The sequence below is a fragment of the Paenibacillus sp. MMS18-CY102 genome, assembly GCF_009789195.1.
Taxonomy (GTDB): Bacteria; Bacillota; Bacilli; order Paenibacillales; family Paenibacillaceae; genus Paenibacillus_T.
Window position 1 is genome coordinate 41,121 of the sequence record NZ_WSTC01000018.1, and the last position, 26,381, is coordinate 67,501.

25 protein-coding genes and 2 pseudogenes are annotated in these 26,381 nt (G+C 52.4%); 16 read left to right on the forward strand and 11 right to left on the reverse strand.

Annotated elements, in window-relative coordinates; genetic code table 11:
• Positions 1 to 73: 73 nt before the first annotated feature.
• Positions 74 to 541, forward strand: coding sequence for a heme-degrading domain-containing protein (locus GON22_RS14915; RefSeq protein WP_160396895.1), 468 nt, complete (start codon positions 74 to 76; stop codon positions 539 to 541).
• A 488-nt stretch (positions 542 to 1,029) separates the two neighbouring features.
• Entirely contained in the window at positions 1,030 to 3,828 is a 2,799-nt protein-coding gene (locus GON22_RS14920; protein WP_160396896.1) for a starch-binding protein, read from the forward strand.
• A gap of 125 nt (positions 3,829 to 3,953) precedes the next feature.
• On the opposite strand, the gene GON22_RS14925 is transcribed toward GON22_RS14920, so the two are convergent.
• The 5 genes and pseudogenes from GON22_RS14925 to ilvB form a co-directional block, all read right to left on the reverse strand.
• On the reverse strand, positions 3,954 to 4,844 hold the full coding sequence (locus tag GON22_RS14925) for a TIGR01777 family oxidoreductase (RefSeq protein ID WP_160396897.1): 891 nt from the start codon (positions 4,842 to 4,844) through the stop codon (positions 3,954 to 3,956).
• A gap of 432 nt (positions 4,845 to 5,276) precedes the next feature.
• Positions 5,277 to 6,017 carry an SDR family oxidoreductase gene (locus tag GON22_RS14930; RefSeq protein WP_160396898.1) on the reverse strand — a complete coding sequence of 247 codons (741 nt, stop codon included), beginning with the start codon at positions 6,015 to 6,017 and terminating at the stop codon, positions 5,277 to 5,279.
• A gap of 55 nt (positions 6,018 to 6,072) precedes the next feature.
• Positions 6,073 to 6,681 (reverse strand): cyclic nucleotide-binding domain-containing protein, encoded by a 609-nt coding sequence (locus GON22_RS14935; RefSeq protein ID WP_160396899.1) that lies wholly within the window; start codon positions 6,679 to 6,681, stop codon positions 6,073 to 6,075.
• A gap of 137 nt (positions 6,682 to 6,818) precedes the next feature.
• Positions 6,819 to 7,289: pseudogene (ilvN, locus tag GON22_RS14940) on the reverse strand (acetolactate synthase small subunit); the annotation flags it as partial.
• Between the two features lie 11 nt (positions 7,290 to 7,300).
• Complete coding sequence (gene ilvB, locus GON22_RS14945) at positions 7,301 to 9,049, reverse strand: biosynthetic-type acetolactate synthase large subunit (protein ID WP_160396900.1); 1,749 nt, start codon at positions 9,047 to 9,049, stop codon at positions 7,301 to 7,303.
• A gap of 155 nt (positions 9,050 to 9,204) precedes the next feature.
• On the opposite strand from ilvB, the gene GON22_RS26440 reads away from it, so the two are divergent.
• From GON22_RS26440 to GON22_RS14960, 4 genes and pseudogenes are all read left to right on the forward strand, one after another.
• Entirely contained in the window at positions 9,205 to 9,333 is a 129-nt protein-coding gene (locus GON22_RS26440) for a hypothetical protein (RefSeq protein ID WP_272898800.1), read from the forward strand.
• Between the two features lie 692 nt (positions 9,334 to 10,025).
• Positions 10,026 to 10,768: pseudogene (locus GON22_RS14950) on the forward strand (SDR family NAD(P)-dependent oxidoreductase).
• A gap of 141 nt (positions 10,769 to 10,909) precedes the next feature.
• The gene (locus tag GON22_RS14955; protein WP_160396901.1) at positions 10,910 to 11,140 is read left to right on the forward strand and encodes a hypothetical protein; all 231 of its coding nucleotides are present in this window, start codon (positions 10,910 to 10,912) and stop codon (positions 11,138 to 11,140) included.
• A 110-nt stretch (positions 11,141 to 11,250) separates the two neighbouring features.
• Positions 11,251 to 11,526, forward strand: a complete 276-nt coding sequence (locus GON22_RS14960) for a hypothetical protein (protein WP_160396902.1) — start codon at positions 11,251 to 11,253, stop codon at positions 11,524 to 11,526.
• Positions 11,527 to 11,913: 387 nt separating this feature from the next.
• Here the strand turns inward: GON22_RS14960 and GON22_RS14965 are convergent, their stop codons facing one another.
• Positions 11,914 to 12,807, reverse strand: coding sequence for a copper amine oxidase N-terminal domain-containing protein (locus tag GON22_RS14965; RefSeq protein WP_160396903.1), 894 nt, complete (start codon positions 12,805 to 12,807; stop codon positions 11,914 to 11,916).
• A 203-nt stretch (positions 12,808 to 13,010) separates the two neighbouring features.
• On the opposite strand from GON22_RS14965, the gene GON22_RS14970 reads away from it, so the two are divergent.
• The 3 genes from GON22_RS14970 (at position 13,011) to rlmN (ending at position 15,948) form a co-directional block, all read left to right on the forward strand.
• Complete coding sequence (locus tag GON22_RS14970) at positions 13,011 to 13,442, forward strand: MerR family transcriptional regulator (protein WP_160396904.1); 432 nt, start codon at positions 13,011 to 13,013, stop codon at positions 13,440 to 13,442.
• 16 nt (positions 13,443 to 13,458) lie between these two features.
• A complete protein-coding gene (locus GON22_RS14975; RefSeq protein WP_160396905.1) occupies positions 13,459 to 14,691 on the forward strand; it encodes an MFS transporter in 1,233 nt (410 codons plus the stop codon).
• Between the two features lie 186 nt (positions 14,692 to 14,877).
• The gene (gene rlmN / locus GON22_RS14980; protein WP_160396906.1) at positions 14,878 to 15,948 is read left to right on the forward strand and encodes a 23S rRNA (adenine(2503)-C(2))-methyltransferase RlmN; all 1,071 of its coding nucleotides are present in this window, start codon (positions 14,878 to 14,880) and stop codon (positions 15,946 to 15,948) included.
• Positions 15,949 to 16,019: 71 nt separating this feature from the next.
• On the opposite strand, the gene GON22_RS14985 is transcribed toward rlmN, so the two are convergent.
• On the reverse strand, positions 16,020 to 16,694 hold the full coding sequence (locus GON22_RS14985; RefSeq protein WP_160396907.1) for a lysoplasmalogenase: 675 nt from the start codon (positions 16,692 to 16,694) through the stop codon (positions 16,020 to 16,022).
• 66 nt (positions 16,695 to 16,760) lie between these two features.
• Between GON22_RS14985 and GON22_RS14990 the strand changes: the two genes are divergently transcribed.
• Both GON22_RS14990 and GON22_RS14995 read left to right on the forward strand, forming a co-directional pair.
• Positions 16,761 to 18,134 (forward strand): aldehyde dehydrogenase, encoded by a 1,374-nt coding sequence (locus GON22_RS14990; RefSeq protein ID WP_202113252.1) that lies wholly within the window; start codon positions 16,761 to 16,763, stop codon positions 18,132 to 18,134.
• 116 nt (positions 18,135 to 18,250) lie between these two features.
• A complete protein-coding gene (locus GON22_RS14995; protein ID WP_160396908.1) occupies positions 18,251 to 18,709 on the forward strand; it encodes a CBS domain-containing protein in 459 nt (152 codons plus the stop codon).
• Positions 18,710 to 18,806: 97 nt separating this feature from the next.
• Here GON22_RS14995 and GON22_RS15000 read toward each other — a convergent pair whose 3' ends face one another.
• Entirely contained in the window at positions 18,807 to 19,247 is a 441-nt protein-coding gene (locus tag GON22_RS15000) for a MarR family winged helix-turn-helix transcriptional regulator (RefSeq protein ID WP_160396909.1), read from the reverse strand.
• Positions 19,248 to 19,341: 94 nt separating this feature from the next.
• On the opposite strand from GON22_RS15000, the gene GON22_RS15005 reads away from it, so the two are divergent.
• The 5 genes from GON22_RS15005 to GON22_RS15025 all read left to right on the forward strand — a co-directional run bounded on the left by GON22_RS15005 (position 19,342) and on the right by GON22_RS15025 (position 23,046).
• Entirely contained in the window at positions 19,342 to 19,629 is a 288-nt protein-coding gene (locus tag GON22_RS15005) for a hypothetical protein (protein ID WP_160396910.1), read from the forward strand.
• 313 nt (positions 19,630 to 19,942) lie between these two features.
• Positions 19,943 to 20,458 carry a phosphotransferase family protein gene (locus GON22_RS15010; protein WP_160396911.1) on the forward strand — a complete coding sequence of 172 codons (516 nt, stop codon included), beginning with the start codon at positions 19,943 to 19,945 and terminating at the stop codon, positions 20,456 to 20,458.
• 96 nt (positions 20,459 to 20,554) lie between these two features.
• Positions 20,555 to 20,761, forward strand: a complete 207-nt coding sequence (locus GON22_RS15015; RefSeq protein WP_160396912.1) for a hypothetical protein — start codon at positions 20,555 to 20,557, stop codon at positions 20,759 to 20,761.
• A gap of 165 nt (positions 20,762 to 20,926) precedes the next feature.
• Positions 20,927 to 21,643 (forward strand): hypothetical protein, encoded by a 717-nt coding sequence (locus GON22_RS15020; protein ID WP_160396913.1) that lies wholly within the window; start codon positions 20,927 to 20,929, stop codon positions 21,641 to 21,643.
• Between the two features lie 47 nt (positions 21,644 to 21,690).
• On the forward strand, positions 21,691 to 23,046 hold the full coding sequence (locus GON22_RS15025; RefSeq protein WP_160396914.1) for a polysaccharide deacetylase family protein: 1,356 nt from the start codon (positions 21,691 to 21,693) through the stop codon (positions 23,044 to 23,046).
• Between the two features lie 135 nt (positions 23,047 to 23,181).
• On the opposite strand, the gene GON22_RS26445 is transcribed toward GON22_RS15025, so the two are convergent.
• The 3 genes from GON22_RS26445 to GON22_RS15040 form a co-directional block, all read right to left on the reverse strand.
• Complete coding sequence (locus GON22_RS26445) at positions 23,182 to 24,105, reverse strand: collagen-like protein (RefSeq protein WP_160396915.1); 924 nt, start codon at positions 24,103 to 24,105, stop codon at positions 23,182 to 23,184.
• 427 nt (positions 24,106 to 24,532) lie between these two features.
• Entirely contained in the window at positions 24,533 to 25,714 is a 1,182-nt protein-coding gene (locus GON22_RS15035) for an NAD(P)/FAD-dependent oxidoreductase (protein ID WP_160396916.1), read from the reverse strand.
• Between the two features lie 37 nt (positions 25,715 to 25,751).
• Positions 25,752 to 26,177 carry a DUF1641 domain-containing protein gene (locus GON22_RS15040; protein WP_160396917.1) on the reverse strand — a complete coding sequence of 142 codons (426 nt, stop codon included), beginning with the start codon at positions 26,175 to 26,177 and terminating at the stop codon, positions 25,752 to 25,754.
• Positions 26,178 to 26,381: the final 204 nt, after the last annotated feature.

A 26,381-nucleotide genomic window follows, 5' to 3' on the forward strand; every position in this document is an offset into this window, starting at 1 on the left:
TGCGGTCCCTGCATTTTACCGATTAAAATAAAGGGATGGGCCACAGAGCCGATAGCTGAAGGAGATGGCGACAATGAATGACATCATGCAGGAACTGCTTACCCAAGAAGAAGAGCTTCAATTCGATGCTTTCACCCATCAAGACGCACTGCAGTTGGGTTTATTCATTATTCAGGTCGCCAATGAGGAAGTGGGCAAAGGCATTGCCGTTCATATCGAGAACGAGGAGCATCCGTTGTTCACGCATTACATGGCGGGTACGAGCAAGGATAATGTGTATTGGGTGAACACGAAGAAAAATGTCGTGAACCATTTTGGCCATAGCTCGCTGTATGTTGGCGAATCGTATAAAGCGCAAGGAACGACGTTCGCAGAAAGCGCGAATCTGCCGTTGTCGGATTACCAAGGCGAGGGCGGATCATTCCCGATTATCGTGCGGGGACAAGGCAAAGTCGGCACGGTAACGGTGTCCGGATTGACGGGCGAAGAGGATCATGCCGTAGCGGTTGCTGGCGTTCGGCGATTGCTGGCAAGCCGCTAATGGCAATAGCACAACATTCAAACAAGGGCAGCTCCAATTGGAGTTGCCCTTGTTTGGTTCGTTTAGCCGTGGCTCGGAACCGTTCTGAATTTTCCAAATAACAGGGCATATTATTACGCTGAACTATGGGATTAAATGAGCATCTCAGCGTGTAAGGATACCGGTTTCCTTTTTTTCGTTGACTGGTTGATTTTGTGATGTTAGAATACTTCTGTAACCGCATACATGCCAATGTGCAAACGTTTGCAAATTGGATCGGAATTCGAACAAAACGTATATGGGATGAATCTGGTAAAGTCGAGCGAAGCGAGCTCATAGGGGGGAGCGTATAGCGGGCAACTTATAATCAGAGTAATTTTGGAAGCGGTTACATACCACGAGGCCGTTAACCCAGCTTATTATTTTTACTTCTGAGTGGATGAGATTGATAAATCAATGATTGTTCGGAACAAGGATTAAACAACCGATAAGGGAGATGGAAATTAAGTATGAAATCGAGAGCTATACGGTTTTGGAGTATCGTTTTATTCGCAGCATTGCTGATTCAAGCGATTAGCTATACAGCATCGGCGCCAAGCACGGTGCAAGCGGCAGGGGAGGAGTATGGCCTTCCAGCCCAATCGAAAGAAGGCGTTATTCTCCATGCTTGGAACTGGTCGTTCGATACGATTAAGAATAACCTTCCGGCTATTGCAGCTGCGGGCTACAAGACGATTCAAACGTCCCCAATCCAGGGCACGAAGGAAAGCAGTATGGGCGGGGACAAATGGTGGGTGCTTTATCAGCCAACCAACTTCCAAATCGGCAATGCACAGCTGGGCAGCCGAGATCAATTTAAGAGCATGTGTGAAGAAGCGGCCAAATATGGCATCAATATTATCGTCGACGTTGTTGCGAACCACACAGCGAATGCCGGCGGAGGCAGCCAGCAAATGCAGCCATCTGACAATGTAGATGCTGCAATCCGCAATAACCCGAACTTCTGGCATCAAGCTACAGCCGTACAAGACTGGGGCAACAGATGGCAGGTGACCCAGTGGGGCATTAATCTTCCGGACCTAAACACGTCCAACCAAGAGCTGCAAAATATGATTATCGCCTTCTTGAATGATGCAATTGCGCTTGGCGCGGACGGATTCCGATTTGATGCTGCGAAGCATATCGAGCTTCCTGATGACCCTAATGGCGCTGCTTCAAACTTCTGGACTCGCGTGTTAGGCTCACTGACCAACAAGGAAAGCAAGTACATTTATGGTGAAGTTCTTCAAGGCGGAGCCGATCGCTTCTTCGATTATTCGAACTACATGAGTTTGTTGGCTGACCATTACGGCGGCAGCATCAGAAACGCGGTAACGAACAAAAATGTTGACGTCGCGAAGGCCTACGACGCGAATAATGTAAGTCCATCTAAGCTCGTAACGTGGGTCGAATCCCATGATACGTATGCGAATAACAGCAGTGTATCGACATATTTGAACGATTGGCAGATCAAAATGGGCTGGTCGATCATCGCAGCTCGTGCGGAATCAGCGCCGTTATTCTTCAACCGGCCAGCAGGCGGCGGCAAGTTCGCAAGCTCGCTCGGCCAACAAGGCAACGATCTGTGGAGAGATGCAGATGTAGTTGCGGTAAACAAATTCCACAATGCAATGGTTGGCCAAGGCGAATTCTTGCGCACGCAAGGCAGCCAAATCATGCTGGTGGAGCGCGGAACGAAAGGCATGACGATCGTTAACCTTGGCGGGGACGCCCAAATTAACTCGGATACGAACTTAGCAAACGGCACTTATACGAATAAAGCATCAGGCGGCGGCACGTTTACGGTCTCCAATGGCAAGATTACGGGCAGCATCGGCAGCGGCAAAATCGCTGTTCTGTATGAAGCAGCTAATCCAACAGGCATTTCAATCGATAAGGCAGAAGGCGCATTCTATACGGATGCTCTGAGCGTGACGATGTCGTACACAGGCTCGACGTCAGCTACGTACTCGGTGAACAACGGCGCGGCTACTTCGTTTAGCTCGGGCTCCACGATCAGCATCGGTGCAGGCGCGGCAATTGGCTCGTCCTTCGTACTGAAAATTACGGCAGGAGCGGTTACCAAGACGTATACGTTTACGAAAGCAGACCCGAATGCTGCGCTCAAAGTGCATTTCTACAAGCCAGCAAGCTGGGGAACGCCGAACGTTTACTTCTATGATGATTCCGTAACGCCGACGAAGATTGGCGTAGCGTGGCCAGGCGCCGCAATGCAGGATGAAGGCAACGGCTGGTTCGTTTATACGATTCCAGCTTGGACGCAGGCGAAAGTAATCTTTAACTCTGGCAGCAACCAGTTGCCGGGCGCGAGCCAACCAGGCTTCGCAGTAACGGGCGAGAAGTGGATCAAGGAGAGCGTCATCTATCCGAGCAACCCTGACGTTACGGTTGTAACGCCTACTGTGTCGATCGACAAGGCAGAAGGAACGTTCAGCACGGATAGCCTTGAAGTAGCGATGAGCTACACGAATGCTACATCCGCTAGCTATTCCTTGAATGGCGGGGCTGCAACTTCCTTTACTTCGGGGCAAAAGGTAACGATCGGTGCAGGCGATGCTTCCGGCACGGTGTACACGTTGGCGATTACGGCTTCCAATGCAACTGCAGGAACGAACACGACGAAGACGTTCACATTCACGAAGCAGCTTCAGCCGACCAATAGCATCACGGTCCATTTCTACAAGCCAAGCGCATGGGGTACCCCAAATGTGTATGCTTATGATGACACTGTAAGCCCGACGAAAATCAATGTTGCATGGCCGGGCACGGCAATGACTAGCGAAGGCGACGGTTGGTACTCCTATACGTTGACCGGCTGGTCCAAAGCGAAAGTAATCTTTAATAGCAACGGGCAGCAGCTTCCTGCTGCGTCCCAGCCAGGCTACTCGGTAACGCAGAACGCGTGGATTAAAGACGGCGTTATAACGGCTTCGAAACCAGAAATTCCGAACGGCCAGATGGTATCAGTTACGTTTAATGTGAGTAATGCAACGACAGTTGCAGGGCAAAATGTATACCTCGTCGGCAGCACGGCTGAACTTGGCAACTGGGATGCAGCGAAGGCAGTCGGCCCTGGCAGCACCACGAACTACCCGACATGGTCGTTCACGGTGAGCCTGCCTGAAGGCGCGGCGATCCAGTTTAAAGCGATTAAGAAAAGCGGCAGCAGCGTTGTATGGGAAGGCGGCGCCAACCATACGTACACGGTATCTGCCAGCAATCCAGTAGTAAACGTTACGTTTCAATAACTAGAGCTTGGAATGAATCGTAGCGTTTGAGGCACACCAAGTTTTGAAGCATAACGAAAAGAGCACCGGCGTTTAGCGACGCTGGTGCTCTTTTTTATTTGCTCCGTTTAGGCGGCTAGGGCGGCTTAATGCTTCAATAAGTCAGCCAATGCGGCGTCTAAGTCGGCAAATTGGAACACGAAGCCTTCATGCAAGAGCCGCTCGGGCATTACCCAGCGGCTTTTCGTAATGAGCTCCGTTTCCGTGCGAAGCGCAAAAGCGCCGACTGCGAGCATCCATGCGGCAGCTGGCAAGCCAATTCGGCGGTTCATCGCCCGGCGCATTTCGCGCATGAAGATGCGGTTCGTCACTGGATTGGGAGAGGAACAGTTGAAGACGCCGCTTAGCTCCTCATGCTGTTGAAGGAACTGCATGATGCGGAACAAATCTTCGATGTGAATCCAACTGAAGCGCTGGTCGCCGGAGCCTTGTTGGCCGCCAAGCCCATAGCGGACGAGGTTCCGATAGGGCGTCATGGCGCCGCCGTCTGCACCGAGCACAATCGAGATTCGAAGCGCGATTTGTCTCGTTCTGGGAAGCTCGAAGGCGAATAAGGCACGCTCCCACGTCTGGGCTACTTCGACCGAGAAGCCCGTGCCAATATCGCCAGTTGCTTCGGTCATTGGGCGATCCGTTGCATCCCGGTAGATGGTCGCCGTACTGGAATTAAGCCATAGCGGCGGCGGATTGGTACAGCCCGCTAGCGCCTGTCCGAGAATCGCCGTCGTCTCGGTGCGCGAGCGGAGTATCGCTTCTTTATTCGCATCGTTATAGCGGCAATTGACCGATTTGCCTGCGAGGTTGATGAGCAGCTCCGCGCTCTCCAGCGCTTCCTTAATTCGGTTCGTATCCTGCCATGCAAGATGCTGCGGCTGCCTTGATATGATGAGGGTCTCGTAGCCGAGCTCTTGATATTTGCGTTCCAAATACTGTCCGATAAAGCCGGTTCCGCCTGCCAACACAACCTTCTTCGTCACCTGGCATTCCTCCTGTGTATGCGCATCCATTTGTCCCCATCGTAGTATACTTGTCCGTTCTTAACAATCTATTTGTTTGTTGTGATGGATGCTCTTGTTGTAGGCAAGGGCCGCTCCCGTTGCAGTTTGTGCAATGGGGGCGGCCCTTGGACGGCGAAAATTGATGTGCCATTGCAGTCTGTACAATGGAAAATGCCGGCTTATCGCCTAAATGGGCTGAAACAACTGCCATTTGCCTTGAGCGGGCAATCGCCATTGCACGAAATGCAACGGCAAGCCACTTTTACACTTAACGAGCCCATTTCATTGCACAAACTGCAATGGCAACCAGCCGCCCTGCCTAGCCTCTACAGTGAGGCAAGCAATTGTACAGCCTGCTGCAGCAGGCTGCAATAGCTGATGACCACTTGCACGAAATGCAACGGCAGCCGGCTAGCTTCTGCGCAATATGCCCGCTGCCACAGCTGGAACCAAACGGTTCAGCACCTTCAACAGCTTCACCTTGCCGATCAGCACCTCATACTGGTTGCGCCGCCAGTTCTTCATGAAAGAGGCAGCGAGTGCTTCGGGCGATATTTTGCCGCTTCCGCGTCCTCTCGTCATCTCGGTATCGACGACGGGCGGGATGATTTCGAACACGCGAACGTTCGTGGGCTCCAACTGATAGCGAAGCGCAATGCTGAAGCTGTGTATCGCCGCTTTGGTCGCACAGTAGATGGGGGCGGATTGCTTCGGCACGAGCCCGAGGCCGGAGGAGACATTAACGACAGCAGCTTCCCTATGGCGAGATAGCAGCGGCAGCAGCTTGGCGGTGAGCAAGGCCGGCGTGGTCAGATTAACTGTAATTTCACGGGTGACCCGTGGCGCAAGGCTCTCCGGCGAAGCCACCGTCCAATCGTCTATATGCTGAATGCCTGCATTGTTGATGAGCACACTTAACTCGGGGAAATCGGCGGCCAATCTCGTTACAAGCTCCTCCAACTGCCGCTCATCTCCCAAATCACACACCATAGTTACCGTGTTGGGGACCTGCTTCGTTATATGCTTTAGCTTTGCTTCATCCCGGCCGACGGCGATGACGCGATTGCCGTTTTTTGCGAATGCCTCCGTTAGCGCCAGCCCGATGCCGGATGCGCCGCCAGTAATGAGTACGGTGTGGCCAGATATTTTCATTCCACCTAACTCCTCTCTTTGCTTTAACTGTAGAACAGAGAGGGGAGCAGCCGCATTAACCTAAGTTAATGCGCCGGCGGATTCGGCTAAGCGCGACCGGCGTAATGCCGAGGTAAGAAGCGATGTGATATTGCGGAATAGCGGCCGCGGTACTGCCAAACTGATCAAGAAACTGGCGATAGCGGGCTTCCGCAGATAGGATAAGCAGCTCGCGCTCGCGCGTTTCTTTTTTGATATATAACTGTTCGACCAACGTCCGTCCAATCCGCTCCCAGCAGGGATGCTTGTCGTACAGGGCACGGAAATCGCTGTAGCGGAATACGGCCAATTGGCTGTCGGCAAGAGCCTGGATAGAGAAGAAGGCTGGGGCGTCTAACAGCAGCGAACTGTATGAGGCGACGAAATCGGCGGCAGCACAAAAGCTTTTGTTGTACTCTTCACCTGAGGGCGTGGTGTAGTACATCCGGAACAGTCCACTGGTGCAAAAGCCGATGTACTGCGCCGGCTCTCCCGCACGGAGCCAATGCTTGTGCTTCGCGACCGTCTGCTTAGCAGACCTCGCCCAGAACGGCTCCCACTGGCTATCTGGAATCGGCGCGATCCGATTGAACGCAGCGCGCAAAATAGCTTCGCTAGCCGCGTTGCCATGCAATTCGCCGGTCACGCGAGTGACCGTTCTGCGCATGGCACCGCAAGCGTGTGTGCCGTCCGCGCTTCCCTTAGCTGCGCTTGCGCATCTGGCTGCTCCTGCAGTTGGCTCGCGTGCTGTACCTGCACTTGCGCCACCTTCTCCTGGCCCTCGCGAAGCATCGCGGTCGTACCGGTTCGCGACAGCTCCCGAATGCCATACGGCTTCAGCAGCTCAATCATGGCATCGACTTTGTCGCTATCGCCGACCGCCTGAATGATGAGGCTGGACGGTCCGATGTCGATGGCCGATGCCCGGAACGTATCGACAACGCCCATAATCTCAGGGCGCTGTGCTGGCAGCGCCGATACGTTGATCAGGGCGAGCTCACGGGCAACCATCGGGCTTGCGCTGAGCAGCCGCACTTGGATAACATCGATAAGCTTATACAGCTGCTTTTGAATTTGCTCAATCATGGCGCCGTCGCCAATCGTCTTAATAATCATCCGCGACAAGCCGCGCTCCTCGCTGGCCCCTACCGTAATGCTGTCGATGTTAAAGCCGCGGCGGCCGAATAGGCCGGATATCCGCTGCAGCACGCCGGGCTGGTCCTGTACAAGCACGGCAATCGTATGCGTAGCCATTTGCTTTGTTGTCATTTGCAATCCCCCTCAATCATCTGGTCTAAGTTAGTGCCTGGAAGCACCATCGGATATACGTTCTCTTCCTTCGGAATCATGAACTCGACGAGCACGGGACCCGGTGTATCAAGGGCCTCCTGCCATGCGAGCCGAGCCTCATCATTCGTCGATGCCCTAAGCCCCTTTACGCCGTACGCGGCCGCTAGTTTTACAAAATCAGGGCTTCCCTGCAAGTCAATGTGCACAAAACGCTGCGCATACATCAGTTCCTGCTGCTGCTTCACCATCCCGAGCACTTGATTGTTGAAGATGGCGATCTTCACCGGGATGTTGTGAATGGCACAAATCGCAAGCTCCTGCGCGCACATCTGGAATCCGCCATCCCCGTTGATCGAAATAACGAGCCGATCCGGATTTCCGATCTGTGCGCCGATAGCGGAGGGGAAGCCGAAACCCATCGTGCCAAGGCCGCCGGATGTAATGAGCGAGCGGGGGTGCATGAATTTGTAAAATTGCCCGGCCCACATTTGGTGCTGCCCAACGTCGGTCGTCACAATGGCTTCGCCTTGGGTCGTCTCGTTCATTAGCTCGAGTACGTATTGCGGCTTCAGCTCCGTCTCTGAGTCTTCATAGCGGAGCGGATGGGTCCGCTTGTACGTGTCAATCTCGGCAAGCCATGCTGCTGTGCGGGCAGGCTTCAATGCATCATTCGCAATCGCCAGCTCCAATAAGGCACGAATGTCTCCAACGCAGCCAATGTCGGTCTTCACGTTCTTGCCGATCTCGGCGGGATCAATGTCGAGATGGGCCACCACCCGCGCCTTCGGCGCAAAGCCTTCCACCCGCAGCGTAATCCGGTCGTCGAAACGTGCTCCGATTGAGATAAGCAAATCGGCATTTTGGATCGCGGTGTTTGCGGTGTAAGTGCCGTGCATGCCGCCCATGCCCATGAACAGCGGATGGCCGCTCGGGAAACCGCCGAGTCCCAGCAGGGTAGCGGCTACCGGCATTTGGGTTTTCTCTGCAAAAGCTAGCAGCTCTTGCGCAGCGCCGGAATAGACGACGCCACCGCCTGCAAGAATGACCGGCCGTTCAGCTTGTGCGATTGCTTCCAGCAGCCGTCCGATAGGTGCCGGGTCAGGCGCAGGCGTTTGGGGATACCCTTGCAGCCCAATAGATGTACACGGTTCATATGCCAATGTGTGGTTCGAAATATCTTTTGGGATATCGATGAGCACGGGGCCTTGGCGCCCTGTACTTGCGAGATGGAACGCTTCATGCACGATACGCGGCAGGTCCCGAACGTCGCGAACGAGATAGCTATGCTTCGTAATCGGCATGGTGATGCTCACGATATCAGCTTCCTGAAAAGCGTCCGTCCCCATAACGGTCGTCGACACGTTGCCTGTAATGACAACCATCGGCACCGAGTCCATATACGCTGTGGCGATGCCGGTTACGAGGTTAGTTGCGCCCGGTCCGGAAGTGGCGATGCAGACGCCCACCTTGCCTGTGGAGCGGGCATAGCCGTCAGCTGCATGGATCGCTCCCTGTTCATGGCGAGTTAGAATATGCTTGAAGTCGGGATTATCGACCATTGCGTCGTAGATATACAAAACATTGCCGCCAGGGTAGCCGAAGACACAGTCGACTCCCTCCTGCAATAGGCTGCGCAGCAGTGCTTCGGATCCGGTCACCATAGCCGGGACCACCTGCTCGCCTCCCAAATTTGTCGTTGCATTCGCGTTCGTGCTTGTTGTCATCGATGCTTCCTCCTCGCGTGTAATGGCAAAATAACCCCTTTCATCCCATACCGGCAGCGTGAGCCGAGTACGAAGGGACGAAAGGGGTTAGCTTATCGTGGTACCACCCTGATTTGCTGGCATTTTGCAATGTCCAGCCTCAGGAGGCAAGGCGCATGGAAGCTGCCTTGTCTCCGCGCGATAACGGGCGCATGGCCGTTCTGGCATACAGGCCGATATTGTCTGCTCGGGGAGGGCAGCGGTGCGCGGCACCTGCTGGCTCCGCCGAATCGGCGTTCCGCTAGAAAGCTCCGAGACGACATCATGGCGGGAATACGGCGAAGGTCGCAGCAGTTCCTTCACTCTCTGGACGCAAGAGCCCGCACACTTTTATTCTCATCATCGCATTCGCATATCAATGCACAAAACCCCTCTCATCCCATACCGGCAGCATGTGCCGAGTACGAAGGGACGAAAGGGGTTAGATTTCGCGGTACCACCCTGGTTCGCTGGTGCCTTGCGGCGGCCAGCCTTATGGGGCAAGGCATGCACGGAAGCATCGCCTTGTCACGGCACGGTAACGGGTGCCAATTCGTTCAAGCCTACTTGCCAGATTGTGCGGCCGCATATGCGATTCGCTAGGCGTTCGGGTGAAAGCTCCGAGAGGACATCATACAGGGGGTTATGGCGAAGGTTGCAGCGTTTCCCTCGCTCTCTGGACATAAGAGCCCTTGCACTTTCATTCTCATCTGCGCTTTTTAAGCAGGATTCATTTTGAATTTTACCCATGATAGCATAGTTCAAGCGACTTGCAAAGAGGCTACTTGAAATAATAGGAAACCTACATATAATGCGTTTTTTTTGTTCCCTACAGAAGGCAGGCAGGGCGCAAAGAGGCTCTTACACATAAATATGCACCCGTTGGCAAAAGATGAACAAGGGCTTATTAATCGACAAAATCTGTACAAAATCAGCATAGAAAATGGAGTGTTTAAGCATGAGGTTTCAATCCAAAGTTGCCATCGTAACCGGTGGCGCCAGCGGGATCGGCGAGTCGACGGTACGGCTTTTTGCACAGGATGGGGCGAAGGTTGTCATTGCTGATTTTGCCGATCATGGCCAATAGGTAGCGGACGGGTTGAACAAGGAAGGGTTCGACACAATGTTCGTGAAGACGGACGTGACGAAGGAGCAAGAGGTGGCCCGAATGGTTAGCCAGACAGTAGAGAAATACGGGCAGCTTGATATCCTGTTCGCGAACGCCGGCATCGCCAAGGACGCCCCTGCAGGCCAGCTCGGGATAGAAAGTTGGCAGCGGACGATCGACATCAACCTGACGGGCGTGTTTCTATGTGGCAAATATGCGATTGAGCAAATGCTGGCGCAAGGGACGGGCGGCGTTATCGTCAATTGCGGCTCGATTCACAGCCATGTCGGCAAGGGGAGCGTAACCGCTTATGCAGCGGCCAAAGGCGGCGTCAAACTGCTCACGCAGTCGGTTGCAGCGGACTATGCAACAAAGGGCATTCGCGCCAATGCGATTTGTCCCGGCTATATTGACACCCCGTTGATCCAAGGGCGAAGCGAAGCGGTCAATGAGCATTTGATCAGCTTGCATCCCATGGGACGGCTGGGCAGGCCAGAGGAGGTTGGCAAGGCGGTGCTATTCCTCGCCAGCGAGGACGCATCTTTCTTACCGGCACGACGCTGCTCGTCGATGGCGGATACACAGCGGTATAGAGCAATGGCCTTGCACACGAATATGCGGCAGGGCTATTCTTGCTTCTACACACTATTTTTGTAAAATAGTTCTAAATTCTTATGCTATACAGTGAGGGGGGCAGTATGCTTGGGGAAACGCCATCGCAAGGAGGGGCTAGGATGAGTGGGGCCAATCGCATTCATGAAACGCAAGGTGCCTATGAGGGCAGGCTGGAGACAGCGTATAACAACGAAACCTTGTTGCCTATGCAAGCAATCGAATCGGGCGGCAGTCCCAAAAGGGTGGATTTTAGCGCTATGCCTGCACCAATTCGATATTTCGGATACTTTTTTATGACGGCCGGAGCGGTGTTTGCCCTAGCGGTTGTTTTCGTTAGCCTATTCCGGTAAATGCATGGCCGCCAGGCTGAATAGACGGCTTCCCTCAAACATGCTATGATCTCAGGAGCAGCAACTATTAGCGGCCCGTACGGGGGCTAATCGCAGAGGAGAACGTGAATATGGTTAGAACGAAAAACAAACGTGTCGCAGGCGTAAGCAAGCTTGATCACCGGGTGACGGTGCAACTGAAGGAATGGGCTGGCCTGAGCGGCTTTTACGGCTATAAAGACATGGATCTTGCGCAAGTGCTGGAATTGCTCAACACGGAGGGCTGGAAGACGGAAGTCGACAGCTCGGATCCCAGCGCGCGCGTCCTCATCATGTTGAAGGACGAAACGGTGCGCAAAGGGAAATTCGTGCTCGATGAGAAGGGGCGCGCCCTGAAGCTGCACTAAGTGCGGACAGGCAAGAGGCCAATATCAAAGAAAGAGGCATCCCACAAGCGGCAATGTCATTATTGCCCACAAGCGGAGGCCTCTTTTCTGATTTCTAACGGAGCTCGAAGCCGCTAACCGCGAAACGCACCCGTTGCAAATGTAACGGACCCAAATGACGTTATTCGGGCAAAAAAGCGCTCGCTAGGAATGTAACGGACTCCACAGCCCTTATTTCGCGGAAAAAGCACAAGTTTGATGCCAAATTCGATGGATAACGGCTACTGGGTCCGTTAGCTTCGGATAAGTGCCGAATAACCGCCAATAGCGTCTCCTGAGTCCGTTAGAACTCCCGAGAAACAGGAAGAAGGGCGTCCCCAAGTTTAAGCCTTTGGGATGCCCTTTTTATTATTTAAACACTCGCCCTACGGCTAATATATATTTTAACTTTTCGCCATAATTACTAGCAGTAAAATCCAAATGGCGCTGGAAGGTTTGGCCTTTCGTTAATGCCGGGCGAGGGCGCTCATTATTTTGATCTGTCGTATTGGAGTCGGCTTCCATTTGGAATGCAGAATCATACAGAAAGATCACATGCAAATCCTCTTTGCCTTGTTGGACTTGCTCGCCGCTGATGTTCTTGGCAGTAATCTGAGCAGTTCCAGACAGCAAGGTGGACTTGCTGGGATCATTCATGGTTAGGCTATAGAACAGTGGCTGTATAGCGAAATTATTGGCGATCTCTGGTGATTGATCGGATTCTTTAATGGATTGGATCATTGCGAAGTTATCAAGAGAGGGGCTCTCGATGTGTAGCACTCCTAGCACTCCTGTCGTCGCGTCCCGTGTTGCCTCTAACCCCAGATGATCGATCAATGCGCGAACCGGTACAAATAAGGATTGTTTATAAACGACAGGTGTAGTATCCATCGATAAATTGCGGCCATTTGCTTTAATATTTGTGGAGTTAGCTGTGAAGGTTAATTCTTTCTCGCCCATTCGGACAGAGGCTTGTTTTGCATGGGCGTCGTAAGAGACGGTCCCGCCTAACAACTCACTTATTGCTCGTAATGGGATCATCAACCTTTGTTTGTTATCGATGTAAGGCTCTTTAGGTAAGGTGTACAAAATGTTGAATTCATTAATCTGAAGCAACACCGGAACGTTTTTAGCGGAGCTTTTGGTTGTAGTTGTATTTGCAGTTGCAGTTGAGCTTGCAGTTGCTGCCAATGAAGCTGCCGGCAATCCCGTTATGGAGACGCAGAGAGCCAGAATAAAGAATGATTTTTTGAATGATTTCATCAAATGTCCTCCGGTTCATTGGTGGAATAGCGAGCTATTGCAGTATCCAATTACTAACAATTATGAAGTTATGTACCGATAGCGTCAAGTTGAGCAGCTATAACCACGCCCAAAACTTAACGTTGACGTGAACGTTAGGTTTGGAATAGTATAGGGATGTCGCGATACTACGATACGGAAATAGCATTGGAGGTCGAGGCGCAATGGGCCCATATAAGATTGACGAGGTTTCTAAGGCATCCGGCTTAACGAAACGGACGATTCGCTATTACGAGGAGTTAGGCCTCATGCCGCAACCGGCGCGGACCGATGGCGGAATGCGGTTATACACGCAGGAGCACATCGATCGGCTGATCCAAATCGTGAATGCCCGCGATATTCTCGGATCCTCGCTGCAGGAGATTCAAGCTTTCGTTGCGATTCGGGAAGAGCTTCAGGGCCATAAGGCAGCTTACGGCCAATCCGTAGACGAAGCCGAGAAGCGCCAGCGGCTTGAAATGATCCGGCCGATGATCGAGCAGCAGATGCAGATGCTCGACGGGAAACTGGAGAAGATGACGCAGTTTCGCCAGGAGATCGGCCAGATCTATCAGCGTGTATGCAATGCCCTCGATCCAGAACACCACACCAAATAAAGGAGTTTGAACAACTATGCAGTCCCAGTCTAAATCCCATTCCCAATCATCACCCTTACAGCCGAATACGAGCATGTTCAATCAGCCGATTGCTGTATGGGCAATCGCTTTTGCCAGCATCATCGCATTCATGGGGCTCGGGCTAGTCGATCCGATTCTGCCATCTATCGCGAAGAAGTTGCATGCATCATCTAGTGACGTTACGCTGCTCTTCACGAGCTATAATGCCGTCATGGCCGTCGCGATGCTCATTACCGGCGTTATATCATCCCGCTTAGGCGCCAAATGGACGCTTGTCCTCGGCGTTGTCATTATCGCAGTGTTCGCTGCGCTCGGCGGCAATTCGAATAGCATTACAGCACTCGTGCTGCTGCGCGGCGGCTGGGGGCTAGGCAACGCCTTGTTCGTAGCAACGGCGCTCGCAGCGATCGTATCGCTGTCGAGAACAGGTGTTGCGAAGTCAATTATTTTGTTCGAAACAGCCGTAGGCCTTGGCATTTCGGTTGGTCCGCTGCTCGGCGGCGAGCTTGGTTCGATTTCATGGCGCGGTCCGTTTTTCGGAGTTGCGATACTTATGGTTATCGCATTCATCCTTCTGGTCGTGCTTATGCCATCTCAGAAGGCAAACAAGACGGCTCGCAAAACTTCGCTTGCTGATCCATTCCGCGCGTTGAAGCATCGTGCGCTTCGCACTTTCGGCATCGCCGCGTTCCTGTACAACTTTGGTTTCTTCACGCTGCTCGTTTATGCTGCCCTCGTGCTTGGCCATTTGGGCCTTGATGAGCACGGATTGGGCCTAGTGTTCCTCGGTTGGGGGCTGCTGCTGGCAATCACATCGGTGTTCATGGCGCCTAAGCTGCAGAAGCGGTTCGGTACGCTTGCGTCGATGTGCCTCATGCTCTTCCTGTTCGCGTTGACGCTGTTCGTAATGGCGCAATGGACGACGGACAAAACGGTCATCATTTGTATGGTTATTCTTGCAGGTGCGTTCCTTGGGAACAACAACACGCTCATTACGACGGCAGTTATGAACGCAGCGCCAGTCGAGCGTTCGACGGCATCGGCCGCGTACAGCTTCCTGCGCTTCATCGGCGGCGCTATTGCGCCTTACCTCGCAGGCAAGCTCGCTGAATGGTATAACCCGCATGTGCCATTCACGGTCGGCGGCATTTGCGTTATGCTCTCTGTGATCTATCTGTGGGCGAACCGCAAACACCTGAAGCATGTAGATGAAGCAGAAGGCCACTAAGCAGGCCGCAGCCAATCAAATCCCCTTCCGCAGCCGCATGGCTGGTGAAGGGGATTTTCTATTGAAAGGCGCGCCTAATAGTGGGTGTGACCTCTCTTGTGTTCCTAGGCCAGTTCTGGGACAATAGAGAGAGCGATTGAAACAGGCCGCATAGTGAATTGGCGATGGTGAAAAGAGGACCAACAGATGACAAACCTACCCTCCATTTATGGATTAACGCAGGACCAGCTTGCCGCATGGCTGCTGGAGCGCGGGCATAAGAAGTTTCGGGCAACGCAGGTATGGGAATGGCTTTACCGGAAGCGGGTGACCGATTTTGCGGCGATGGCGGATGTGAATCCGGATTGTATCGCGCTGCTGGCGGAGCACTTTGCAATTACGGTGCTGGAAGAGCATACGAAGCAGGAGTCGACGGACGGCACGATTAAGTTTCTGCTCCGCTTGGCGGACGGAAACTTGATTGAAACCGTACTGATGCGGCATAAGTTTGGGCTATCGGTATGCGTGACGACACAGGTCGGCTGCAACATCGGCTGCAGCTTCTGCGCAAGCGGGCTGTTGGCGAAGAGCCGTGATTTGACGAGTGGCGAGATTGTTGGGCAGATCATGAAGGTGCAGCTGCACCTCGATCAGGCGGGGAAAGGCGAACGGGTAACGCATATCGTCGTGATGGGCATCGGCGAACCGTTCGACAACTTCGAGAATATGGCGGACTTCATCAACGTCGTGAAAGACCATAAAGGGCTGGCGATTGGGCCGCGGCATATTACGGTATCGACCAGCGGGCTGGCGAACAAAATTTACGAATTTACCGACTCCAATCTACAGGTCAATCTGGCGATTTCGCTGCATGCGCCTAACGATGAGCTGCGCACGCGCATTATGAAGATTAACCGCGCGATTCCGATTGCGAAGCTGATGGAAGCGATCGATTATTACTTGGCGAAGACGAAGCGCCGGATTACGCTGGAATATATTTTGCTCAAGGATGTTAATGACCGCAAGGAACACGCGCTGGAGCTTGCAGAGCTGGTTGGCGAACGCCGCAGCCTTGCAAACGTAAATCTTATCCCGTACAATCCGGTTGATGAGCATAGCCAATACCAGCGGAGCGAGCCGGAATCGATTCGCGAATTTTATGATATTTTGAAGAAGCAAGGCATTAGCTGCAGTGTCCGCCTCGAGCACGGCACCGATATAGATGCCGCGTGCGGCCAATTGCGCAGCAAGCAAATTCGATCTGTAAAAGAAGCGTAAAATGCAACAACGTCCCGCCCTCTCTCGTCTGAGAGAAGCGGGACGTTGCTCGTTGGAATTGTTGATGTTAGCTAGCCAGCAACAGTAGGGGATTCCGCGTGTTCCGCCGTGCTGGGTGAGCGCGGGCGGAGATTGCGTGCGATGCAAAATTGGGCGGTGTAGTACGTGCCCATTATGAGTGTGCCTGCATATTCGATCTCGGAGATGAACAAGTTCCAGCTCAGGATCGAGTCGGAGATCATGAATAGGATCGCACCGATTATTGCCCAAATGCGGCCGGTCATAATAGCAGACCATGTCATTAGCCCGATGACCGTAATATAGAGCACCACGGGAATGATCAGCTCTTGTTTGTTATCCTGGGCTAGCGAATGGACGAGCTGTGTGCCTATGTATGCTGCGTATCCGGCTATAGGGAGAAGGGTAACGGCACGAAGCCAAGAGAAGCGCCACTGCCGAAGAAAACCGCTCAGGTAGAACAAATGCCCGATCAGAAACGCAGACAAGCCAATGACGAACCATCCCAGCAGCCCGTCGCCAAGCATACAGAAGATTAGCCCGATTTGGGTAAACCAGTGAAAGCGATTACTGTTATCCGGACTATTTAAGTAGGCGTAGGAGATCATTAGCCACATCGGGATTAATTTGAATAAAAGCTTGACCGCGTGCGGTTCAGCAGGAATGATGAACATATAAAGCGCGCTCGTGAGCAAGATGAGTGCAGGCAATGCGTACTTCAGTGTCATCGTATCGCTCCTTGGTGAAAGATGGCATACGGTATCATTCTATCACGAACCTTCTAGAAAGGAACGATGAATGTGCAAATCTATGAGTTGCTTGAGCTTCAAAGGCAGTTATTTGCCTCGGGGCGAACGCGTCCATTCGAAGAGCGGCAGCAACGCCTGCGCGCATTGAAGACAGCCCTTAAGCGGCATGAGCCAGCGCTTTTGAATGCGTTAAAGCAGGACCTGAATAAATCGGAGATGGAGGCCTATTCGACCGAGATCGGGCTCGTCTACCACGAGATTAACCATACATTAAAACGATTGAAGCGTTGGATGAAGCCCAAACGGGTGCGAACGCCACTGACGCATTGGGGAAGCAGAAGCTATATCATGGCAGAGCCTTACGGCGTTGCCCTTATTATTGCGCCTTGGAATTACCCGGTGCAGCTGTCGCTGTTGCCCCTGATAGGCGCGGTTGCAGCAGGCAATACGGTTATTTTGAAGCCGTCGGAGCTCGCGCCCCACGTAGCGGATGTGCTGGCTGCGGCCATTGGCGAGGCTTTCGAGCCAGAGTGGGCGACAGCGATGCTAGGTGGCGCGGAAGTGAGCACAGCGCTGCTCGCGGAGAAGCTGGATTATATCTTTTTCACCGGCAGCGTGAAGATCGGGCGGGCTGTCATGACGGCGGCTGCGAGCCAGCTTACGCCGGTGACACTAGAGCTGGGCGGCAAGAGCCCATGCATCGTACATAGGGATGCAGACATTGCCTTGGCTGCGAAGCGCGTCGCGTTCGGCAAGTTCACGAATGCCGGGCAGACATGCGTCGCTCCGGACTACGTGTACGTGCATCGTGATGTGCGGGAGCAGTTCGTGGCACAATTGGCGCACGCGATACAAGCGCTCTATGGCCAGGAGCCGCTGCATAATCCCGATTATGCGCATATCATTAGCGACAGGCATTTTGCGCGATTGGCAAGCTTTCTGTCCGATGGCCATCCCGTAGTTGGCGGACAGGTGGATCCCGAGCAGCGGTGCATCGCTCCGACGGTGCTTGAAGGGGTGAATTGGAACTCCTCCATCATGCAGGAGGAGATTTTCGGCCCGATCCTGCCGTTGTTGTCGTATGAATCGATCGAGGAGGTGTACGAGGCGGTGCTGGAGCGGCCGAAGCCGCTTGCGCTGTATCTGTTTAGCAATCGCCGGGAGCTGCAGCGAGAGGTGCTGGAACGGATCTCGTTTGGCGGAGGCTGCGTGAACGATACGCTGCTTCATTTTGCCTCGCCATATTTGCCAGTTGGCGGTGTCGGTGACAGCGGAATGGGGCGCTATCATGGGGAGAGCTCCTTCTTCACCTTCTCGCACCAGAAGAGTGTGCTGCATCAGGCGACGTTCTGTGATATCCCATTCCGGTACCCCAATTCACAGTGGGGATTGGCGATCATCCGCAGGCTGCTGCGGTAGAAAAATCCATAAATGCACGAAATATAAAAGCGCTTACAATTGAATTATTCGAGTGATAGTTGTACAATACAAATATAGCTTGTTTGCCTTATTCGCTACATGAGGGGGAATGACACATGCAAGCGCATGAGATCATGAACAGCCAAGTGTATAAAGTGAAAGAGAACGATAAGGTACGTTCAGTTATCGAGAAGTTTCTCGCCCATGGCATTAGCGGGCTTCCGATTGTGAACGATCGCAATGAAATCGTCGGCTATGTGAGCGATGGCGATATTATGCGCTATATTGGCAAGCATAAGGATTATGTGATTGATTGGTTCTACTATCTGGCAGTCGTCAAGGGAGACAACCAGGAGTTTGAGGAACGGGCCAAGCAATTGCTGAACCTGAACGTGATGACGATCGCGAAGAAGAAGAAGATTGAGACGGCGCAATGGGATGATGAAGTAGAAACCATCGCGGCGACGCTCGGGAACAAACAAATCAAGAAAGTGCCGGTTGTCCGCAACGGCGTGCTTGTCGGCATCATAAGCCGCGGCAATGTGATTCGGCACGCTTTCAAGAGCTTATTGTAGCTAAGCCATTAACCGATAGAAACGCATAAGCGTTAGTAGGATAAAAGGATAACAAACCGCAGGCCATTGGCCTGCGGTTTTGTTATTGTTGCGCCGATTAGCAATCCTGTGGGATCGCATCGAGAAACGATTGATTAAATTTGCCGAGCAGCTCGCCGAACCGCTTGCGGTCCTCTTCGGGCCACTCGCCTAGCATATTCTGCATGAAATTCAGCCGAATTTCTTTGAAATGCGCTAACGTTTGATTGCCGAGTTCCGTTTTGTGCAGCACATAGGATCTGCGGTCCTGCGGGTCCTGAACCTTGTAAACAAACCCTTTTTGCTCGAGAGCAGCCGCTTGCCGGCTAACGGTCGAGATATCGAGATGAAGCCCGTCCGCCATTGTTTTGACACCTGCGGGACCATGGGCAGCGATGTAATGCAATAGCAAATAGGCGGATCGGTCCAGATTGCCCAGTTTACGGTTAGATAAGAACGTGATTCGGCGCAATAGCAATGCCATCTCAAGCTCAATCGTTTCGATCGCTGGATCGTACATAACCATTCCTCCAACTGTGCAATATGAACCTATCGTAGCATATTGTCCATCGATTTAACATCGTTAGCCTGGTTGCGCCGCTGGATTGCTTTGAATGTTAGGCGCAGCAGCGGAGGAACGCTGTTGCTGGCGATACGTTATGCAGCAGCCCAAGCAGCGCACTAAGGCCGAAGGCGCCACCCATCAGCAGCAGAATGCCGCTCAAGAGGGCAAGGAAAGCAAAGATTTATTTACCGATGCGTTTACCGCATGCCACCATCTTTTGTTCGCACAAGCGGAGGAGCTGGACCGTTCAAAGTCTGGGGAGAAGCTGGACCCGAAGGCACACCTTAATGGGAAGCCCTTAAAATCGATCAAAAACAGATGGTACTCCGTAGCGTAATGCATCAGCAATTCAATCTTGCCCTTCAGCACTGGAGCTAGATTCACCGAGCCTGTTGCTGGTGCGTGTGTATCTGGCCGATTTGGACACGCAGGCAGAGCTTCGCCCGATGGTCCGCCAGCTGAAGCATACGTTGTAAAGGGACGGCCCGCCGGGTGGAATAGAGCAGAGAAACCTGCCCTAGAGTGGCAAGTGGCTTCGCCAGCAAGCGCCGACGGTGGAAAATAACCGAAGAGATAAAAAGCAGACCGTTGTTTGCGCCCGGCAGGGCCGTAGCTAACGGTCTTATTTTAGTAGCTAAGGGGGCCTCAATTTGGCTAGTATCGAAGCAAGTGAGCATGCAGTGCCGGAGCGGGCGCAGTTGTGGGTGCTGAAATCGTTTGGCCAAAAGGCGCAATGGGTATCATCGCGCCGCTTGAAGGGGGGCGTGTCTGCTGCCGTGTATGGCGTGACGCTGCGCGTCGGGCAAGACAGTGTTCAGGCCGTGCTTCGCCTGTTTGATAACGCAGGCTGGGTTCGGGAAGAGCCGGATTTGTCACGGCATGAGGGAGCTGTGCTTCGAAGCATGACCGCGTGCGCAAATTTGCCTGTCCCCCAATTGATTGCTTATGATGAGCTAGGCAGCGAAGCTGGCATGCCTGCTGTACTGATGACATACATGCGGGGAGAGATTGACCTCATGCCTCACGATCAGTCCCTTTGGCTGGATGAGTTAGCTGCAGTGCTGTCACGCATACATGCAACGGATGCTAAAGAGGTTGTGTGGGCATTTTACCTACCAAGATGTTTCCGAATGGGAAGCTCCTGCGTGGTCCGAGTGCCAGAGTAAATGGGCGGCGATTCAAGCGATCGTGCGAGGGTCGCAGCCTGCGTTTAGTCCCGTATTCATCCATCGCGACTATCATCCGACGAATGCGCTCTCACGATGGCTGATTTTCTGTATGGACCGCCGGCTGTTTACCCCGGCTGGACCGCGTTTGGCGTGACAGGCTTAACGGATGCGCTGATGGCAGAGCGGGCTGACGAGTATATGAACAGCTTGTTGAAGCGGTTAGAAACGCCTTCTCCGGTAGGCAGGCGGCAATCAATTCCTGCTGGGATCTCTAAGAATGGGTTTAAAAAGCCGATATAGAAGGAAGAGAAAAATCGGGGAAATTGGTTTAGGACGTTAGAACTAATTAAATTTAGGCACAAGGTCTCACCTTACGGAGAAGCAATTCCTCTATAATAGTAATGATATAGTTCGACATGGTGTGTCAATTATTGACATTTTAACTGAAAAGGTGTTGAGCAGGAAGTGATTTCTCCTTTTTTCAAGAAGAAAGATTCGACAGACAAGCAGGCCGAGCAAAGCGCTAAAAAAACGAACGCTTCTACGCAGCCTCAAGAAGGCCTAGGCGAAGAACGCGCTGCTGAAGTATTTGTGGAGGATGCACAGTCCGTCATGGGTTCAGTGGGCAAAGCGAATATGGATAAGAAATCGCTTGATTTGGTATTTGCTGTAGAGCAGATCATTCAAGCTAGGCAGCATGCGGAATTGAGCATTTATGAACTCCAAGACCGTTTGACGCATTCCGCCGGACATGTTGACCGCCTCAATCGAGATCTTAAGAACCTTAATAAAGTGATTGATGAGCGCGAGAAAAACATCCTTGAGCTGGAGCAAAAGTTGACGGAGAAAAACCTCAAGGTCGATCAAGTGATGGAGGATTATCGGGAGCAACAAGGCACGATGACCGCCGAGATAGAGGAACTGAAGAGCGTAATCGATTTGGAGCAGCAGAAATACGGCAGCTTGCTGCAGAAGCATAACGAAGCATTGGCAGAGAAAGCCAAGAAAATTAATGATCTCGAGGACAAGATCGGAAGGCTCGAAGTTGAGAACTCACACATGAAGCAGAAATACGAATCGATGCGCCAAGAGAAGAATTATTTGTCCAATATGATCAGCGACTTCACGAGTCGTATGTCCGCACCGCTTGGGCAAGGCAAGAACGATCGCGCAGGCGATTAATATCGATGTCCTTGTCACAACGGTAGGAGAAAGACGAGGACCTCTTCATGGAAAACTACACCGTCCAGATGATAGAGCTATTAGCGCTCAAGCAAAGCTCCACTGGGTATCAGATGGAGCTTATCATAACCCGAAACGATGGGCATGTGTTCAACGATGCCCTTGAGATAGATACATATACGTACGATCAGCTTTCCCTGCTGCAGCCGCTGGGCAACCGTGTCCGGCTCTCGCTGTATGCGAAGTGGGACCCTTATCAGCGAAGCTATTATAGTACATTGGTCCGCGTGAACGGCGCTTTTAGGGAAACGCTTTATTTTGCTTGCTCCGAAGACTATGTGTCGCAATTGAAGGAACTGAAGCAGTTTGCGCCTCAGGAAGCGAGCAATGCAGCCGAAACCGTTGGCAAGAAGAACGCTAACCGGGCGGCAGCAGGCGAAGCTTCAGCAGTTGCAGTTGGAACGGTTCAGTTGGGGCAGAACAGATGGACCATGGCGCTGCGATGGCTCGTTATTGGGGTTATGCTGCTGCTTCTGATTTTACGGGCGAATGACTTGTTGTTCAATGATCCGGCCATAGCGAGCAGCTCGAATGTCAGGATGCCGTTAGCGCAAGGGCCGACGGTTACCAAGATCGAGACGAATGGCGTGGGGCTTGCCCCGAGCGGGTTTTTGCGGGAAATGCCTGAGTTGCTAGTTGAGAAGCAGGAGCCGAATAAGCTGGCTGTAAGCACGCCTGAAGCAAAGCCGGAAGGCAAGCCAGCGGTTAAACCGGTGAAGCATCCGGCAGAAGTGACGAAGCCTAAGCAGGGTTATGAAATCGTAAAGCTTCCTGCTGACAAGTACACGTACGACTTGCCTAAAGGCTATGTCGCATTGACGTTCGATGACGGGCCGTCTGCGTATACGAAGCAGTTGGTCGATATTTTGAAGGATAATGATGTAGCGGGGACTTTCTTATTTATTGGGAACAATGCGAAGCGCCATCCGGATATTGTTGAATATGCTTATACGCAAAGCATGTCTGTGGGCAACCATTCGTGGGATCACAGCAAGCTGACGCGTGTGAATAAGCAGAGCAGTGAAGCGAATATCACGAAGGCCAATGGCGAGCTGAATAAGGACGGGGCCAAGTCGGTTACGTTGTTCCGGCCGCCATACGGATTAATTAATGAGGCTTTAGCGAGCGTGGTGAAGGATCAGCAGATGAAGGTGTTGATGTGGAACCGTGATCCTGAGGACTGGGATGCCAATACGCGTGATGAAATCATCGATTATTTTGAGAAGGTGAATCCATCCGGCGGCATATACGTGCTGCATGAGAAGAAGCACACCGTAGAAGCTTTGCCTGCAATCATCCAATACTTAAAGAAGAAACAATTGAAATTCGTCATTTTCCAATAAGTAATAACGAAACGCTGGTCCCATCTTGGATGGGGCCGGCGTTTTTTGTTTGGGAGGACAAGAAAACAGCAGCTACGGTGTTGGTCCCCAAGCTGCTGCTTCTGCTGTTGCGTATGTTTTTGCTATTTGGCCGTATTATTTAACCTGCATCGCGGTAACGCCGAATGCGCTATATCCACCAGTAGGCGTGACGTAGATTGTCAGGTCGCCGCCGCTAAAGGTCCATCCATTAACCGTGGCGCCTGGCGTCACATACGGAATGTAATAGAATCCGGAGCCCAGCAGCGAAGCTGGGAAAGTGACGATGATTGAATCATCTGGTTGTTTCGAGGCGAGAACGCCAGTGCCAGCCAAGACGCTGCCACTATCAGTGATAACCCCGTTGAAGGTTTTAACGCCCGGTCCCGGTTCGCCTTGCGGACCTTGCGGACCGGTCGGACCAACCGCGCCAGTATCGCCTTGTGCACCCTGCGGGCCAGCGGGACCAACCGCGCCGGTATCGCCTTGAGGACCTTGCGGACCAGCGGGACCAACCGCGCCGGTATCGCCTTGAGCACCCTGCGGGCCAGCGGGACCAACCGCGCCGGTATCGCCTTGAGCACCCTGCGGGCCAGCGGGACCAACCGCGCCGGTATCGCCTTTCGCACCTGCTGCACCTGTGGCACCAGTATCACCTTTGGTCCCGGTTGCACCAGTAGCGCCTCTGTCGCCTTCGGCGCCCTTCGCTCCAGCAGCCCCAGTATCGCCTTTAGTTCCTTGAGTACCAGTAGCGCCCGTAGCACCGGTGTCGCCTTTTGGCCCACCGACATTCCATGAGATCAATTGCTCTGTTTTGCTGCAAGAAGGGGTGGTTGCTTCTTTCGATTTCTTATCGCTGGACGAAGCGGTTTTGGTTGCGGCAGGAAGCAGTAAGCGCATCGTTCCGTCTTTTTTCACGCATGCTTGCAGCACTTGTGTCTTAGTTGCGGGTTGGCTTGTCGCCGCATAAACGCCGATGCCTGACATACATAGAAGAATAATAGCTGTAACGATAATAAATGCTTTTTTATTGATGTACATTTATTCTGACACCATCCCAATTATGATTACATACCTTTCGTATCATAGTTTAGCTGTAAATTAGCGTCAATGAATATTTTGGAGCGAGTAATATAGCAAAGAAGGGTGTCCCAAAGCATAAACTTGGGATATCCTTCTTTAATTGTAAAACAAAAAGAAACCGTGTAATGGCAATTGTAACGGACTGAGCAGCCCTTATTTGATCCAAATCAGTCTTAATTATGTTCTAACGGACTGAGCAGCCGCTATTTGGCCAATATCGTCCACAGGAGGCAGCAGAGTGGATAAATAACGGCTGTGGTGTCCGTTACAATTGCAACGGGAACGTTTGGAGGGCTATAACGGCCCTGAGGTCCGTTAGAAAAAAAGGTTTCCCTGAAGCAGCAGAACTGCTGTAGGGAAACCTCTTCTTATGAATGAATCAATATTAGTGAGCAAGTGCGAACATGCCGTGAATGTGCGACAGGTAGCGGATGTTGCTCGCTTCTTTCATGAGTGTAGCAGGCAAGCCTTTGAGCTGCGTAGCGTTGCCGCCGATTGTGCCTACGCCGTCTTTGCGGCCGAGGCTGCCCAGCGTACCGGAGAATACAGGCACGAATTTATCCATTGTGCCGCCTTTGAACATAACGGACAGGTTGAAACCGACAACCTCACCCATTTGCCAAGCCAGCTGTGCAGTTGGCGGGTAAGGGCGCTCGCCACCCTCTGGGAATACAACCGCGCAGTCGCCTGCGAGGAATACATCCGAGTGGGACGTCGATTGCAGCGTCTGCGTTACCGTCGAACGGCCGCGGTCTTCTGCGAGCCCGCAGCTGCCGACAACCGGATTGCCTTTAACGCCGCCCGTCCAGATGATTGTACTGGACTCGATCGTTTCGCCATTTTTGAGCGATACGGACGTTTTTGTTGCTTCCGTGATTGCTACGCCAGTGATGAAGTTAACGCCACGTTTCGTCAAGCTTTCCATTGCACGGTCGATCAGCACTTTAGGGAAGATCGGCAATACAGCAGGGCCAGCTTCTACGCAGTACAGCTTGATGTCGTTGAAGTCGATGCCTTTGGCACGGCATACTTCTGGCAGCTTGTCAGCGAATTCGCCAACGAGCTCGACACCAGTCAGGCCGCCGCCGCCAACAACGATTGTTGCGTCAGCTTTGTTGCCTGATTTTTTGTAAGCGTCAAGACGCGCTTCCACATGGTTACGAATGCGGTTTGCATCAGCAACCGACTTCAGTACAAGGCTGTTCTCTTCCAAACCTGGGATGCCGAAGTAGTTCGTTTCGCTGCCGAGGGCAACGACGAGTGCGTCATATTTGTGTACAGCGCCGCTCTCAAGAATGACTTGCTTCTCGTTAGGCTTGATGTCCTTAACCGTATCAATAACGATGTTGATGTCTTTGCTGCCCAGAAGTTTATTCAGTGGCAACGCTACGGCTCCCTCTGCAATTGTGCCTCCTGCAAGACGGTGCAGCTCGGTAATGATTTGGTGAGTCGGGAAACGGTTAACGATCGTGATGCTTGCTTCCGCAGGTGTCAGGTGTTTGCGAGCTGTCATTGCTGCGAGGACGCCGCCATAGCCGCCGCCCAGAATTAAAATTTGTTTCGACATGTCCATCCTCCATTCTTACTCAACCGCTTAGTTGGTGTTATTTTTTCTGTTCACCCAGCACGTTCAGGAAAGCCTGAGCGAAGCGAAGCGTTCTTTGTACTTCTGGATCTTTGAGCATTTTGAGCATGCCGAACAGGCCGATTGTCGAAGTATCCGCTTGTGCGCGGTCTCCTGCTTCGATTGCAGCTGCTGCGATGCCTTTTGCTTTTTCTTGAACTGGTTTGACGAACTCGCCAATGCCTTGTGCAAAATCATTAATAAGTACTTTGTCCGTTGCTACGCCATAAGCGAAATCATAAGCTTTCGTCAGCATCGTAACCATTTCAGCAAGCTTTGGCAGGTTTTCCACCAATACAGTCAGGGATTGTTGGATCTCCGGCTTCGTCAATTGATCAAGCACGTCTAACGATTTAGCTTCCTGTGCGAGGCCTACTGCCGCCTCTTGTTGAGCTGTTTGAGACATAGAGAACGTCCTCCTTTGCGTTGAAATTTCCTAGGTTGTGGTCTCGATATAGGGTTGTAACATTTTTCACAATACATCACGCATATGAACCTAATCGGGTTTGACCTATTGATTCTATTCTACACCTTTTTGCATCAAAATAAAAAACAATTTAATTTTTTTAACTCGAATGTAAGCGATTTATTGCTGGGAATGGAATGAAAT

Bases quoted from the DNA above. Each gene is read 5' to 3' on its own strand.
- GON22_RS14915 (WP_160396895.1), top strand. From the start codon at position 74: ATGAATGACATCATGCAGGAACTGCTTACCCAAGAAGAAGAGCTTCAA.
- GON22_RS14920 (WP_160396896.1), top strand. From the start codon at position 1,030: ATGAAATCGAGAGCTATACGGTTTTGGAGTATCGTTTTATTCGCAGCA.
- GON22_RS14930 (WP_160396898.1), bottom strand. From the start codon at position 6,017: ATGAAAATATCTGGCCACACCGTACTCATTACTGGCGGCGCATCCGGC.
- ilvB (WP_160396900.1), bottom strand. From the start codon at position 9,049: ATGACAACAAGCACGAACGCGAATGCAACGACAAATTTGGGAGGCGAG.
- GON22_RS26440 (WP_272898800.1), top strand. From the start codon at position 9,205: ATGGAAGCTGCCTTGTCTCCGCGCGATAACGGGCGCATGGCCGTTCTG.
- GON22_RS14955 (WP_160396901.1), top strand. From the start codon at position 10,910: ATGAGTGGGGCCAATCGCATTCATGAAACGCAAGGTGCCTATGAGGGC.
- GON22_RS14960 (WP_160396902.1), top strand. From the start codon at position 11,251: ATGGTTAGAACGAAAAACAAACGTGTCGCAGGCGTAAGCAAGCTTGAT.
- GON22_RS14965 (WP_160396903.1), bottom strand. From the start codon at position 12,807: ATGAAATCATTCAAAAAATCATTCTTTATTCTGGCTCTCTGCGTCTCC.
- GON22_RS14970 (WP_160396904.1), top strand. From the start codon at position 13,011: ATGGGCCCATATAAGATTGACGAGGTTTCTAAGGCATCCGGCTTAACG.
- GON22_RS14975 (WP_160396905.1), top strand. From the start codon at position 13,459: ATGCAGTCCCAGTCTAAATCCCATTCCCAATCATCACCCTTACAGCCG.
- rlmN (WP_160396906.1), top strand. From the start codon at position 14,878: ATGACAAACCTACCCTCCATTTATGGATTAACGCAGGACCAGCTTGCC.
- GON22_RS14985 (WP_160396907.1), bottom strand. From the start codon at position 16,694: ATGACACTGAAGTACGCATTGCCTGCACTCATCTTGCTCACGAGCGCG.
- GON22_RS14990 (WP_202113252.1), top strand. From the start codon at position 16,761: ATGAATGTGCAAATCTATGAGTTGCTTGAGCTTCAAAGGCAGTTATTT.
- GON22_RS14995 (WP_160396908.1), top strand. From the start codon at position 18,251: ATGCAAGCGCATGAGATCATGAACAGCCAAGTGTATAAAGTGAAAGAG.
- GON22_RS15000 (WP_160396909.1), bottom strand. From the start codon at position 19,247: ATGTACGATCCAGCGATCGAAACGATTGAGCTTGAGATGGCATTGCTA.
- GON22_RS15005 (WP_160396910.1), top strand. From the start codon at position 19,342: ATGTTAGGCGCAGCAGCGGAGGAACGCTGTTGCTGGCGATACGTTATG.
- GON22_RS15015 (WP_160396912.1), top strand. From the start codon at position 20,555: ATGGCTGATTTTCTGTATGGACCGCCGGCTGTTTACCCCGGCTGGACC.
- GON22_RS15025 (WP_160396914.1), top strand. From the start codon at position 21,691: ATGGAAAACTACACCGTCCAGATGATAGAGCTATTAGCGCTCAAGCAA.
- GON22_RS26445 (WP_160396915.1), bottom strand. From the start codon at position 24,105: ATGTACATCAATAAAAAAGCATTTATTATCGTTACAGCTATTATTCTT.
- GON22_RS15035 (WP_160396916.1), bottom strand. From the start codon at position 25,714: ATGTCGAAACAAATTTTAATTCTGGGCGGCGGCTATGGCGGCGTCCTC.
- GON22_RS15040 (WP_160396917.1), bottom strand. From the start codon at position 26,177: ATGTCTCAAACAGCTCAACAAGAGGCGGCAGTAGGCCTCGCACAGGAA.